The organism is Saccharothrix isguenensis (genome assembly GCF_052936305.1).
Genome location: NZ_CP193626.1, coordinates 532,150 through 545,260 on the forward strand (window position 1 = coordinate 532,150; position 13,111 = coordinate 545,260).

Sequence of the window (13,111 nt, forward strand, 5' to 3'; positions counted from 1 at the left end):
GTCACCGTGCGGGCGGTTTCGCGCCGGCCGGGAAACCCGTACGGTCGCTGGATCGCTAGGCGCCACAAGTGCCTTGGCCAGGCCGAAGTACGCTCCGGGAGGTCGGGATGTCGGAGACGACGAACATCGCGTTGCCGTCGATGCGAGTGTCCTACGAACACGGCTCGCTCACAGAGAGCGACCTGGCGGCCACTTGGCACGAACAGCTCCAGCTGTGGTTGGACCAGGCGGCGGGCGCGGGTCTGCCCGAGCCGAACGCGATGGTCCTCGCGACCGCCGACCCCGAGGGCCGGCCGTCGTCCCGCACGGTCCTCGCCAAGGCGCTGGACGAGCGCGGCGTGGTGTTCTTCACCAACTTCACGTCGGCGAAGAGCCACGACCTGATGGCCACCCGGTACGCGTCGGCCACGTTCCCGTGGTTCGCGATGCAGCGGCAGGCCCACGTGCGCGGCACGGTCGAGAAGGTCGGCGCCGCCGAGACCGCGCGGTACTGGGAGAGCCGGCCGCGTGGTTCGCAGATCGGGGCCTGGGCGTCACCGCAGTCCCGGGTGGTCGGCGGGCGGTCCACTCTGGACAGCGCGCTGCACAAGATCGAGCGGCAGTTCGCCGACGCCGAGCGGGTACCCGTGCCGCCCCACTGGGGCGGCTGGCGCATCCGGCCCGAGGAGGTCGAGTTCTGGCAGGGCCGGCGCGACCGGATGCACGACCGCCTCCGCTTCCGCCTCGGCCGGGACGGCTGGGAGATCCAGCGGATCGCGCCCTAGCCGCGGCGCAGCAGGATGCGGCGCAGCAGGATGACGTGATCGGCCTCCGCCACCACTCGATGCGTGGCGGAGGCCGTTCTCACGAGCCGGGCTTCCTCGTCGGCCGCGACCGGCCGGGACACGGCCACCAGCCACTCGGCGTCGAGCACGCGCGGGAACAGCGACACCCCAGGATGTCCGGCGCGATCGCCTCGTGGTCGAGGTCTCCCGGAAAAACCTGTTAGTTGCCGTACGCTAACGACCGTGCGGAGAGTGCTGGGGAAGATCACCATGGACACCCGGCCGCTGAAGGTCGTGGCGTTCCGGCGGTTGTGGCTCTCCACCATGGTCACGGCCATCGGCAGCCAGTTGACCGCGGTGGCCGTGCCGAAGCAGGTGTACGACCTGACCGGGTCGTCGGGCTGGGTCGGTGTGTCGGCCGGCGTGGCGCTGGTGCCGCTGCTGGTCTTCGGCCTGTACGGCGGGGCCATCGCGGACGTCGTGGACCGGCGCAAGCTGCTGATCGTCACCAACACCGGCATCGCGGTGACGTCCGTGCTGCTGTGGGTGCAGGCCGCCGTGCACGCGGACTCGGTGTGGCTGGTGATCGCCCTCCTCGGCCTGCAACAGGTCTTCTTCGCCGCCAACGCGCCCGCCCGCACCGCGTCCATCGCCCGTCTCGTGCCCGCGGACCAGATCCCGGCGGCCGTGGCGCTGGGTGCGACGGTGATGATGTTCGGCGGCGTCTTCGGCCCCATGCTCGCCGGCATGCTGATGCCGGTGGTCGGTCTGTCGACGCTGTACCTGGCCGACGCCATCGCCCTGACGCTGACCATCTGGGCGGTCTGGAAGCTCCCGCCGCTGCCGCCGTTGAGCGGCACGACGCGGCGCGCCGGGGTGCGGGACGTCGTCGACGGGTTCAAGTACCTGGCGCTGCACAAGATCGTGATGGCGAGCTTCCTGCTGGACATCATCGCGATGGTGTTCGGCATGCCGCGGGCGCTGTTCCCGGAGATGGCGGAGACCACGTTCGGCGACCCGCCGGGCGGCGGCCTGGCGCTGGGCCTCCTGTTCGCCGCCATGCCGTTGGGCGCGATGCTGTTCGGCCTGACCTCGGGCTGGACGTCCCGCGTGCACCGGCACGGCATGGGCGTCGTCTACGCGATCGTGGCGTGGGGCATCGCGATGGTCGGCTTCGGCCTGTCCCACGCGCTGTGGCTCGCCGTGGTGTTCCTGGCCATCGGCGGCGCGGCGGACATGATCAGCATGGTGTTCCGCAGCGCGATCCTCCAGACGGCCGCGCCGGACGAGATGCGCGGCCGGATGCAGGGCGTGTTCATCGTCGTCGTGGCCGGCGGCCCACGCCTGGCGGACCTCCTGCACGGCACGACCGGCGCCCTGATCGGCCCCGGCACCACCACCGCCCTGGGCGGTGTCCTGGTGGTCGTGGCCACCGGCCTCGCCGTCCTGGCGATCCCCGCGATCCGGCGTTACCGCTTCACGCCCGAGGCCGCCGGTCCGGTGGACGTCCGCGGGTGAGGCCCTGCCGCGCCGAGGTCAGACCGGGGTCTGGGGCGCTTGGTCGGGATCGCCGTGCCGGTCCTGCGCCGAGCGCAACCGCAAGCGGTCCAGCAGCCTTATCGACGGTGTCGCGGTGACGCCGTGCAGGACGATGGAGCCGATCACGACCAGGCCGACCACCCGCCAGATCGCGTCCTGGTCGGCGAACTGCCCGTGCTCCAACCCGTAGGCGACGTAGAACAGCGAGCCGACGCCCCGCACCCCGAAGAACGAGATGACGGCCCGCTCACGGGGGCCCGTCTTGCCCCGGGCCAGCCCGATCAGGCCGGCCACCGGCCGCACCACGAGCAGGATGGCCAGCGCCACCAGCACGTCCCGCCACCCGGTGCCCGCCAGCAGGCCGGTGACCGCCGCACCGCCGAGCAGGAAGACGATCAGCACCGTGAGCATCCGCTCCACCTGCTCGACGTACTGGTGCAGCACGCGGTGGTAGCCGTGGGAGCGCTCGCCCGCCCTGATCGTGCAGGCGCACACGAAGACGGCGATGAAGCCGTACCCCTCGGCCAGCTCCGTGAGGCCGTAGGCCAGGAAAGTCGCGGCGAGCGCGACGAAGCCCTCCGCGTGCTCCGCCAGCCGGAGCTTCCGCGACGGTGCGGCGAAGAACAGCTTGCGCAACATCCACCCGGTGAGCAGGCCGACGAGCGTGCCGCACGCCAGCCTCCACAGCAGGTCCACGGCGAGCCACTGCGGCAGCCAGGCGTCCGGCGCCGCGCCGACGATGCTGACGGCCACGGCGGCGTAGGTGAACGGGAACGCCAGCCCGTCGTTGAGCCCGGCCTCGGACGTCAGCGCGAACCGCGCCTCGTCCTCGCCCTCGCCGGGGTCGTCCGGGTTCTCCGCGGGCTCGGCGACCTGCACCTCGCTGGCCAGCACCGGGTCGGTGGGCGCCAGCACGGCCGCGAGCAGCAGCGAGGAGGCCAGGCCCAGGCCCAGCGCGCCCCACCCCAGCAGACCGACGGCCAGCATCGACACGGGCATCGTGATGCCCAGCAGCCGCCAGGTCGTCGACCAGCGGCGCAGGCCGACCGGCCGGTTCAGCGCGAGGCCCGCGCCCATCAGCGAGATGATCACGCACAGCTCGGTGAGGTGCAGCGTGAGCGTGCCGTGCTCGGTCGGATCGGGGTCGGGCAGCGCGTCCACGACGGTGAACGCGACCGCGCCCGCGCCCAGGAAGATCATCGGCATCGAGATCGGCGCGCGACTGATGACGCGGGGCAGCAGCGCGGCCAGGAGGGTCGCGACACCGATGCCGGTGTAGGCCACGGCGGTGGGACCCACCAGCAGGGCTCCTCTCGGTCAGCCAGCGGTCGAACACCGATTCGACCGGGAGCCCTCCTCAGGTACCCCCGCTCGGTGGCGCCAATCCTCGGTGGTCCGGCGCGGCCGGGAGCGACTGCGAGAACACCCCCGGGTGGTGGCGCCGGCCGGAACGGACTCCCGGGCGGCAGCCCGAACCCGAACCTCAAGCCTTGCCCAGAAGAGCGGCGGTCCGACTACCCGGGCCCACTGTGATCCGGCACACTCAGGCGGCATGGCGGAAGCGACGCAACCGGAACTGAAGCGGGCCATCGGCCCCAAGTTGCTGCTGTTCTTCGTGGTCGGTGACATCCTCGGCACCGGCATCTACGCCCTCACGGGCAACGTCGCGGGCAAGATCGGCGGCGCGCTGTGGCTGCCCTTCCTGGTCGCGTTCGCGGTGGCGTTCCTGACCGCGTTCAGCTACCTGGAACTCGTCGGCAAGTACCCGAGGGCGGCAGGCGCCGCCCTCTACACCAATCGCGCGTTCAAGATCCAGTTCCTCACCTTCATGGTGGCGTTCGCGGTGATGAGCTCGGGCATCACCTCGGCGTCCTCCGCCGCCCTCGCGTTCGGGCGCACCTACCTCCAGTCCGTCATCAGGGAGTTCTTCTCCGACACGTTCACGGTGTCCGCGACGCTGGTCGCGATCCTGTTCATCATCGGCCTCGGCCTGATCAACTTCCGGGGCGTCTCGGAGTCGGTCAAGGCGAACGTCGTGCTGACCTGCATCGAGCTGTCCGGCCTGCTGATCATCATCGCGATCGGCGTGTACGCGGTGGCGGCCGGCGACGGCGACCCGAGCCGGTTGACGCAGATCGACCCGGCGCCCGACCAGCACGCGCTGGTCGCCATCACGTCCGCCACCGCGCTGGCGTTCTTCGCGATGGTCGGGTTCGAGGACTCGGTGAACATGGCCGAGGAGACCCGCGAACCGGTCCGCATCTTCCCGCGCGCGATGCTGTGGGGCATGGTGATCGCGGCGGTCATCTACGTGCTGGTCGCCATCACGTCGTCGTTGCTCATCCCGGCCGACGAACTGGCCGAGGCCGGGTCGTCGGCGCTGCTGAGGGTGGTGACGGTGGGCGCGCCCGGTTTCCCGCTGTGGGTCTTCTCGCTGATCGGCCTGTTCGCGGTCATCAACTCGGCGCTGATCAACATGCTGATGGCCAGCCGGCTGATCTACGGCATGTCGAACGAGCGGATCATCCCGAAGGTCTTCGGCACCGTGCACCCGTTCCGCCGCACGCCGTGGATCTCGATCATCTTCACGTCGGGCGTCGCCATCATCCTCGTCTCCACCACCGACATCGCGAAGCTGGGCGGCACCACGGCGCTCCTGCTGCTGATCGTCTTCACCATCGTCAACATCGCTGTCCTGGTGCTGCGCAAGGAGAAGGCGGACCACAAGCACTTCCGCGCGCCGACGTGGGTGCCGGTGCTGGGCGCGATCACCTGCGCGTACCTGGCCAGCCCGCTGTCGGGCCGTCCGGCCGCCGACTACGAGATCGCCCTCTACCTGCTCGCCGCCGGCGTGGTGCTGTGGGGCATCAACCGGATCGTGCACGGGAAGGTGGTCTTCGACCCGGAGAAGCTGGCCAAGTGACCCGCTGAACGGGTCGGTCGTCGAGTCGGGCGAGCACGGCGACGAGTCCCCGGCGCCGCTCCTCGTCCCGCTGGGCCTGGTGGTCGCCATCCCCGACCCGGGGGTGGCGGCATCGCCGTCGACCAGGTCCAGCAGCGGGGCGGCGTCGGAGCCGTGCCGGTCGCCCGGCAGGTTCCGCGGTCGACCAGGGGTCACACCGGTTCCACCCGGTACGGGTCGTGCTCGGCGAGCAGCTTCTCCAGCCTGGCCTGGTCGACCCGGCTCACCACGTACGTCTCCTCCTGCCGGTCCCGGACGCACTTGGCCAGGGTGAAGGCGGACGTGACGGTGAACAGCAGGCCCAAGGCCAGGAACGCGCGCACCCAGCCGTTCACCGGCAGGTAGGCGACGCCCAGCCCCACGGCGATCAGCGAGGTGGCGAACGACGCCACCGCCTGCGCGTAGAAGGCGGTGGTGGTCGGGGAGTGCGGCTTCGCGGTCGAGGTCATGGACGAAGGATCCGGTCTGAGCGGACCGGTGTCATGAGTACCGCTACTCACATCACGCCGCTACTCGGATCACGCCGCCAATGCCGGACTTGCCCGGCCGGGTCGCCGCCGACAGCTCCTCCGCCGCCAGGTGCACCCGCGTCCGCGGGAAGTCGCGCAGACCGCCGCGGTGGTCCAGGTCCAGCCGGAAGCAGGAACCCACGCCGGTGACCAGCTTGCCGCCGAGCGTGCGCATGGTGCCGGGGTTGAGGTGGTGGACCTTCCCTAGTCGGGTCTTCCCAGGAGGACGCCCAGGCGGGCGCCGACGGTGCGCAGGGGAGCGAGGGAACGTCGGGTGCGGGCGAGCAGGAGCGCGCCCTCGATGGCGGCGAGCACGACCGTGGCGAGGCCGTCGTCACCCACCCGGGCGGCGATGACGGACTGCCACGACTCGTAGGCCTCCTCGCAGGCCAGCCGGATCGGCTCGCTGTCCGCCGCCGCGTCGAGCGCCACCGTGGCGATGGGGCACCCCTTGCGGAAGCCCGATGCCAGCAGGTCCTCGCCCAGGAGTTCCAACGCCTGGGCAAGGGCTTTCACGGGGTCGGGCTCGGCGTCCAGCACGGCGGCCAGCGCGTCGCGGAGGTCGTTGCCCGCCAACGAGATCGCCTCGACCGCCAGCTCCTCCTTCCCGCCCGGGAAGTGGAAGTACAGCGACCCCTTGGGGGTGCCGCCCTCGGCGAGGACCTGGTTCAAACCGGTCGCGTGGTAGCCCTGCGACCGGAAGAGCTCGGCGGCGGTGCGGACCATGCGCTGCCGGGTGTCGGTGCGTCTTGGCATGGTTTTACTATAGAGACCGGTCTACTGGGAACGTCGAGGGGATACGCTCTTGTTCCATGCTGGAGATCGCCCACGGCGCGGCGCGCGCCGTCATCGCACCAGAGGGTGCGGGACTGAAGTCCTACGAGGTCGGCGGCGTGCCGTACGTGGAGACGTACGACGACGAACCGCCCATGGGCAGCGGCGGGGTGCTGGTGCCGTGGCCCAACCGGACGGCGGGCGGGCGCTGGACGCTCGACGGCGTCGAGCAGCAGCTCGAAGTGACCGAGCCGGCCCGCGGCAACGCCATCCACGGCCTGGTGCGCCGGGTGGTGTGGGACGTGGTGGAGCACACCGGCGGCCTGGTGTCGCTGGAGGCGTCGGTCGCCGGGTTCGGCTGGCCGGTGCCGCTGCGCACGACCATCACCTACGCGCTGGACGAGAACGGGCTCAGCGTCTCGCACGGCGTCACGAACGTCGGTGACGCGCGCACGCCGTTCGGCGTCGGCACCCACCCGTACCCGAGGGCGGGCGCCTCGCTGACCGACGAGACGTCGCTGTCCCTGGCCGCGACGACGGTGCTGCCGGTCGACGCCGACACGATGATCCCGAACGGCCCGGCCGAGCCGGTGTCGGGCGACTACGACTTCCGGGTGGCCCGGCTGCTGGAGGGCGTGGAGCTGGACACCGCGTTCGGCGGGTGCGAGCCGGTGGACGGGCTCGTGCGGCACGTGCTGAAGGGCCCGGCCGGCGGCGTCGAGGTGTGGGCGGACCCGGACTTCAAGTGGGTGCAGGTCTACACGCCGGACAACTTCCCCGGCCGGGGCCGTGCGGTGGCGATCGAGCCGATGACGTGCCCGCCGGACGCGTTGAACAGCGGGGTGGACCTGCTGTGGCTGGAGCCGGGCGATTCGTGGGCCGGCCGTTGGGGTTTGCGCCCGTTGTCCTAGGCCGTTAGCGTCGCTAACTATGAACGTCGCAATCACGGGTGGGTACGTCGTCCCGGTGGCCGGTGAGCCGATCGACGGCGGCACGGTCCTGATCCGGGACGGGAAGATCGTCGCGGTCGGCGCCGACGTCGAGGTGCCGGACGGCGTCCCGGTCGTGGACGCGGCGGGTGGCTGGGTGCTGCCCGGCTTCGTGGAGGCCCACGGCCACCTCGGCGTGTTCGAGGAGGGCGAGGGCTGGGCCGGGCAGGACACCAACGAGATGACCGACCCGAACGGCGCCCGGCTGCGGGCCCTGGACGGGCTCAACGCCGCCGACCAGGGTTTCGCCGACGCCCTGGCCGGCGGCGTCACGACCGCGGTGGTCAAGCCGGGGTCGGGCAACGTGATCGGCGGCCAGACCGTGGCCGTGAAGTGCTGGGGGCGCACGGCGGACGAGATGCTGGTGCGCAACCCGGTCAGCGTGAAGAGCGCGCTGGGCGAGAACCCGAAGCGGGTGTACGGGGAGCAGAAGAAGCTGCCGTCCACCCGCCAGGGCGTGGCCGCGGTGATCCGGGACGCGTTCGTCAAGGCGCAGGACTACGTGGCGAAGCGGGACGCGGCGGACGGGCCGTTCGAGCGGAACACCACGTCCGAGGTGCTGGCCCGGGTGCTGTCCGGTGAGCTGCCGTGGTGCCAGCACTGCCACCGCGCGGACGACATCGCGACGGCGCTGCGGCTGGCGGAGGAGTTCGGCTACCGGCTCATCGTCAACCACGGTACCGAGGGTCACCTGATCGCGGACCTGTTGGCGGAGCGCGACATCCCGGTGATCATCGGGCCGCTGTTCACCAGCCGGTCGAAGGTCGAGGTGCGGCAGCGGTCGTTGCGCAACCCCGGCATCCTGGCGCGGGCGGGCGTGCGGATCGCGATCACCACGGACCACCCCGTGGTGCCGATCCACTTCCTGGTGCACCAGGTGACGCTGGCGGTGAAGGAAGGGCTGGACCCCACCACGGGGTTGGAGTCGATCACCACCAACCCGGCCGCCATCATGGGGCTGGACGACCGGGTCGGCTCGCTGCGGCCGGGGCTGGACGGTGACGTGGTGATCTGGTCCGGCGACCCGTTGGACGTGATGAGCCGGGCGCTGAAGGTGTTCGTGGAAGGCCGCGAGGTGTACCGGTTCGAGGACGGCGAGGAGATCGTCGCCAACCCCTTCTACGCCGAACCCCAACCGTGAGCCCTGCGTTCCGGACGTAGGGCTCACGGGGGTCAGCGGCGGAGGTCCCGGGCGATCACCACGCGCTGGATCTGGTTGGTGCCCTCGAAGATCTGGAGCACCTTGGCCTCCCGCATGTAGCGCTCCACCGGGAAGTCGCGCGTGTAGCCGGCGCCGCCGAGCACCTGGACGGCGTCGGTGGTCACCTTCATCGCGGTGTCGGTGCAGACCAGCTTCGCGATCGCGGCCTGGCGGTGGAACGGGAGGCCGCGATCGCGGCGGCGGGCGGCGTCGAGGTACGTGGCGCGGGCGGAGCCGACGGCGGCGGCCATGTCCGCGAGCAGGAATTCGAGGCCCTGGAAGTCGATGATCGCGCGGCCGAACTGGGTGCGTTGCTTCGCGTACGCGACCGCCTCGTCCAGGGCGGCTTGGGCGAGGCCTACAGCGCACGCGGCGATGCCGAGCCGGCCGGAGTCCAGCGCGGACAGCGCGATCTTCAGGCCGTCGCCTTCCGCGCCGATCAGGCGGTCGGCGTCCACCCGCACCTCGTCGAACTGCAGCTGCGCGGTGATCGAGCCGGTGAGGCCCATCTTGCGCTCCGGCTTCGCCGCCGTCAGGCCGTCGACGTGGCCGGGTGCGAAGAAGCAGCTGATGCCCTTGCCGCCGTCGTCCGACGTGCGGGCCATCAACGTGTAGAAGTCCGCCACGCCCGCGTGCGTGATCCACGCCTTGGTGCCGTTGACGGTGTAGTGGTCGCCCTCGCGGACCGCCCGGGTGGACAGCGCGGCGGCGTCCGACCCGGCGTGCGACTCCGACAGCGCGTACCCGCCGAGGCGGTCTCCCGCGACGACGTCCGGCAGCCAGCGCGTCCGCTGCTCCTCCGTGCCGAACGTCGCCAGCGCGTAGCTGGACATGACGTGCACGGACAGCCCGACGGCGACCGACATCCACGCCGACGCCACTTCCTCCAACGCCTGGAGGTACACCTCGTACGGCTGCTCGGCGCCCCCGAACCGCTCCGGGTACGGCAGCCCGAGCAGGCCCACCTTGCCCAGCAGCCGGAACTTCTCGCGCGGGAAGACCTCGTGCTCCTCGGCCTCGGCGGCGTGCGGCGCGAGTTCGTCGCGGGCGATCTCGCGGACCAGCGCGAGCAGGTCCTCGGCCTCGGTGGTGGGGAGCAGGCGCTCGGCGGGCATCGTCGACCTCCGTACGGCTTGTGGCCGCTTCTTCGAAGTACTGGCACCAGTACTGTAGGACGTACCACAGTACTGGTGCCAGGCGCTGTGACAGAGTTGTGGACTATGACCTCGACCGCGCACCGGCCGCTGACGCCACGGCAGGTGGAGCTGCTCGGCCGGCTTGAGGCGCTGGTGCTCGCCGAGGGGTTCGCCCACTTCACGCTCGACGGTCTGGCCGCCCGCCTGCACTGCTCGAAGTCCACGCTGTACGCGCTCGCGCCCAGCAAGGAACAGCTCGCCGTGCGCGTCGTCGGCCGGTACTTCAAGGGTGCGGCCGAGCGGATCGAGCAGCGGGTCGCCGGCGTCGGCGACGTGCGGGTCCGCGTCGGCACGTACCTGGCGGGCGCGGCGGAGGAGCTGAGGCGGGCGTCGGCGCAGTTCATCACCGACGTGTCCGCGTTCGCCCCCACGCGCCGCACCTACGAGCGCAACGCGCGTGCGGCGGCCGAGCGGATCCGCGAGTTCATCCAGGAAGGCGTCCGCGACGGCGTCTTCCGGGACGTGCATGCGACGCTGATCGCCGAGATGGCCGGTCTGCTCATCGAGAGCATCCAGACCGGTGTGCTGCCCCGGCGCGCGGGGGTGTCGGACGCCGAGGCGTTCACCGCGCTGGGTGAACTGCTGCTGGACGGGTTGCGGAGAGAACGGAGCCAGACGTGATCGTCGTTGCTGGTGAGGCGCTGGTCGACCTGGTGCCCACGCCCGAGGGGAACCTGGCGCCCCGGCTCGGCGGCGGGCCGTACAACGTGGCGGTGGCCGCCGGCCGGCTCGAAGCGCCGGTGGGCTTCCTGTCCCGGGTGTCGTCCGACCTGTTCGGCGACCGGCTGATCGAGCGGCTGCACGCGTCCGGCGTGCGCACCGACCTCGTGCAGCGCGGCGACCAGCCCACCACGCTGGCGGTGGTCGGGCTGACCGACGACGGGTCGGCGCGCTACTCGTTCTACGTGGAGGGCACGGCGGACCGCCAGGTCACCGATCCGGGGCCGCTGCCCGCCGGCACGCGGGCCGTCTCGTTCGGCACGCTGTCGATGGTGCTGGAGCCGGGCGCGAGCACGTACGAGCGGGTGCTGTGGCGGGAAGCCGAGCGCGGCGCGCTGACCGTGCTGGACCCGAACATCCGTGCGGGCCTCATCCACGACCCGATGGCCTACCGGGACCGGTACGACTCGTGGCTGCCGCACGTGGGCTTGCTGAAGGTGTCCGTGGACGACGCCCGGTGGCTGGCCGAGCTGCCCGAGGACGCGTCCGAGGACGAGGTGCTGGACGTCGTGCGGGACTGGCAGGGCGCCGGGCCGGCCGCGGTCGTGCTCACCCGCGGTGGTGACGGGCTGGGCGTGCTGACCGCCGGCGGCGACGTGATTCGCGTCCCACCGACGCCTGTCGACGTGGTCGACACCATCGGCGCGGGGGACACCGTGCAGGGCGCCCTGCTGGCCTGGCTGCACGGCCACGACGCCCTCTCCGTCGACGCCGTCCGAGGTCTGGACGCCGGGAAGTGGCGCGAGGCGCTGGCCTACGCGGGCGCCGCGGCGGCCGTCACGTGCTCCAGGGCGGGCGCGGAGCCCCCCTTCAAACGCGAGCTCGAGATGACCTAGCTCTCACCTCGCGCGAGGTGGATGAACAGCCCGAAAGGGCTACGGTGGTCGGACGCACGCTAGCCACCCATGCATCCGGATGTGATGCCGGTCCCATCTCGCAGAATCGGTTCACACCGCGGCTGTGTGGCGGGTCGTCCGCTGACTAGCGTGGGAGAACTGACAGGACCCCAACGGGGTGGTGCTGCGGCGCGAGGCGGTCTGACGCTCGCGCGCGCAGGCGTGCGAGACCCGCACTTGCCGCCTCGTTCTAGCGTGAGAGGGACTCTGCATGCCCGACGCGACGACTGCGCCGAACGACACCACCGTCGCGCTGCGCCATCCGGGCGGAGAGCACGAGATGAAGGTAGTACCGGCCACCGAAGGTGCGCCCGGTGTCGATCTCGGCAAGCTGCTGGCCACCACCGGCTTGGTCACCCTGGACAGCGGGTTCGTCAACACCGCGTCCTGCTCCTCCGAGATCACCTACATCGACGGTGACGCGGGAATCCTGCGCTACCGCGGCTACCCGATCGAGCAGCTCGCCCAGAAGTCGAACTTCCTCGAGGTCAGCTACCTGCTGATCTACGGTGAGCTGCCGACCCAGGCCCAGCTGGAGGAGTTCTCCTCCAAGATCAACCGGCACACGCTGCTGCACGAGGACCTGAAACGGTTCTTCGACGGCTTCCCGCGCGACGCCCACCCCATGCCCGTGCTGTCCTCGGCGGTCTCCGCGCTGTCGACGTTCTACCAGGACAGCCTGAGCCCGTTCGACGCCAACCAGGTGGAGATCTCCACGATCCGCCTGCTGGCCAAGGTGCCCACCATCGCGGCGTACGCCTACAAGAAGTCCGTGGGCCAGCCGTTCCTGTACCCGGACAACTCCCTGGGTCTGGTGGACAACTTCCTGCGCATGACGTTCGGCTTCCCGGCCGAGCCGTACGACGTCGACCCCGACCTGGTGAAGGCGCTCGACCTGCTGTTCGTGCTGCACGCCGACCACGAGCAGAACTGCTCCACGTCGACCGTGCGGCTGGTCGGGTCGTCCGAGGCGAACCTGTTCGCGTCCATCTCGGCCGGCATCAACGCGCTGTTCGGCCCGCTGCACGGCGGCGCGAACTCCGCGGTGCTGGAGATGCTGGAGAAGATCCGGCGCGACGGCGGTGACGTCACCGCGTTCGTGAACAAGGTCAAGAACAAGGAGGACGGCGTCCGCCTGATGGGCTTCGGCCACCGGGTCTACAAGAACTACGACCCGCGTGCCGCGATCATCAAGACGACGGCGGACGAGATCCTGGGCAAGCTCGGCGCCTCGGACGAGCTGCTGGACATCGCGAAGAAGCTGGAGGAGACGGCGCTCGCCGACGACTACTTCGTCGAGCGGAAGCTGTACCCGAACGTCGACTTCTACACCGGTCTGATCTACCGGGCGATGGGCTTCCCGACGAAGTTCTTCACCGTGCTGTTCGCGCTCGGCCGGCTGCCCGGCTGGATCGCGCACTGGCGCGAGATGATCCAGGACCCGGCGACCAAGATCGGCCGCCCGCGGCAGGTCTACGTCGGCGCGGCGGAGCGCGACTTCGTGCCGCTCGACCAGCGCTGACCCCCGTTCCACCTACCTTCGCGAAGGCCCGCACCCCTC

At 70.9% G+C, this 13,111-nt stretch carries 14 protein-coding genes; 8 read left to right on the forward strand and 6 right to left on the reverse strand.

The features are described 5' to 3' along the window. The first annotated feature begins 107 nt into the window (after positions 1–107). A complete protein-coding gene (pdxH, locus tag ACRAKI_RS02650; protein WP_447005453.1) occupies positions 108–764 on the forward strand; it encodes a pyridoxamine 5'-phosphate oxidase in 657 nt (218 codons plus the stop codon). On the opposite strand, the gene ACRAKI_RS02655 is transcribed toward pdxH, so the two are convergent. After that, positions 761–931, reverse strand: a complete 171-nt coding sequence (locus ACRAKI_RS02655) for a hypothetical protein (protein ID WP_447005454.1) — start codon at positions 929–931, stop codon at positions 761–763. The genes pdxH and ACRAKI_RS02655 overlap by 4 nt on opposite strands. Before the next feature lie 103 nt (positions 932–1,034). On the opposite strand from ACRAKI_RS02655, the gene ACRAKI_RS02660 reads away from it, so the two are divergent. Then, positions 1,035–2,282, forward strand: coding sequence for an MFS transporter (locus ACRAKI_RS02660; RefSeq protein WP_447008316.1), 1,248 nt, complete (start codon positions 1,035–1,037; stop codon positions 2,280–2,282). An 18-nt stretch (positions 2,283–2,300) separates the two neighbouring features. On the opposite strand, the gene ACRAKI_RS02665 is transcribed toward ACRAKI_RS02660, so the two are convergent. Next, positions 2,301–3,602 (reverse strand): cation:proton antiporter, encoded by a 1,302-nt coding sequence (locus ACRAKI_RS02665; protein ID WP_447005455.1) that lies wholly within the window; start codon positions 3,600–3,602, stop codon positions 2,301–2,303. 253 nt (positions 3,603–3,855) lie between these two features. Between ACRAKI_RS02665 and ACRAKI_RS02670 the strand changes: the two genes are divergently transcribed. Then, positions 3,856–5,226 (forward strand): APC family permease, encoded by a 1,371-nt coding sequence (locus ACRAKI_RS02670; RefSeq protein WP_447005456.1) that lies wholly within the window; start codon positions 3,856–3,858, stop codon positions 5,224–5,226. Positions 5,227–5,417: 191 nt separating this feature from the next. Here ACRAKI_RS02670 and ACRAKI_RS02675 read toward each other — a convergent pair whose 3' ends face one another. The 3 genes from ACRAKI_RS02675 to ACRAKI_RS02685 are packed head-to-tail and all read right to left on the reverse strand — an operon-like array spanning position 5,418 to position 6,530. Next, positions 5,418–5,714 carry a YiaA/YiaB family inner membrane protein gene (locus tag ACRAKI_RS02675; protein ID WP_447005457.1) on the reverse strand — a complete coding sequence of 99 codons (297 nt, stop codon included), beginning with the start codon at positions 5,712–5,714 and terminating at the stop codon, positions 5,418–5,420. 52 nt (positions 5,715–5,766) lie between these two features. Then, positions 5,767–5,949 carry a hypothetical protein gene (locus ACRAKI_RS02680; protein WP_447005458.1) on the reverse strand — a complete coding sequence of 61 codons (183 nt, stop codon included), beginning with the start codon at positions 5,947–5,949 and terminating at the stop codon, positions 5,767–5,769. Positions 5,950–5,978: 29 nt separating this feature from the next. Further along, positions 5,979–6,530 carry a TetR/AcrR family transcriptional regulator gene (locus ACRAKI_RS02685; RefSeq protein WP_447005459.1) on the reverse strand — a complete coding sequence of 184 codons (552 nt, stop codon included), beginning with the start codon at positions 6,528–6,530 and terminating at the stop codon, positions 5,979–5,981. Between the two features lie 56 nt (positions 6,531–6,586). On the opposite strand from ACRAKI_RS02685, the gene ACRAKI_RS02690 reads away from it, so the two are divergent. Next, entirely contained in the window at positions 6,587–7,459 is an 873-nt protein-coding gene (locus ACRAKI_RS02690; protein ID WP_447005460.1) for an aldose 1-epimerase family protein, read from the forward strand. Positions 7,460–7,478: 19 nt separating this feature from the next. Continuing rightward, on the forward strand, positions 7,479–8,678 hold the full coding sequence (locus ACRAKI_RS02695) for an amidohydrolase (protein ID WP_447005461.1): 1,200 nt from the start codon (positions 7,479–7,481) through the stop codon (positions 8,676–8,678). A gap of 32 nt (positions 8,679–8,710) precedes the next feature. Here ACRAKI_RS02695 and ACRAKI_RS02700 read toward each other — a convergent pair whose 3' ends face one another. Beyond that, positions 8,711–9,853 (reverse strand): acyl-CoA dehydrogenase family protein, encoded by a 1,143-nt coding sequence (locus ACRAKI_RS02700; RefSeq protein WP_447005462.1) that lies wholly within the window; start codon positions 9,851–9,853, stop codon positions 8,711–8,713. A 105-nt stretch (positions 9,854–9,958) separates the two neighbouring features. Between ACRAKI_RS02700 and ACRAKI_RS02705 the strand changes: the two genes are divergently transcribed. The 3 genes from ACRAKI_RS02705 (at position 9,959) to ACRAKI_RS02715 (ending at position 13,072) form a co-directional block, all read left to right on the forward strand. Continuing rightward, entirely contained in the window at positions 9,959–10,555 is a 597-nt protein-coding gene (locus tag ACRAKI_RS02705) for a TetR/AcrR family transcriptional regulator (RefSeq protein WP_447005463.1), read from the forward strand. Continuing rightward, a complete protein-coding gene (locus ACRAKI_RS02710; protein ID WP_447005464.1) occupies positions 10,552–11,490 on the forward strand; it encodes a carbohydrate kinase family protein in 939 nt (312 codons plus the stop codon). Before ACRAKI_RS02705 ends, ACRAKI_RS02710 begins: the two co-directional genes overlap by 4 nt. A gap of 271 nt (positions 11,491–11,761) precedes the next feature. Next, positions 11,762–13,072 (forward strand): citrate synthase, encoded by a 1,311-nt coding sequence (locus tag ACRAKI_RS02715; protein WP_447005465.1) that lies wholly within the window; start codon positions 11,762–11,764, stop codon positions 13,070–13,072. Positions 13,073–13,111: the final 39 nt, after the last annotated feature.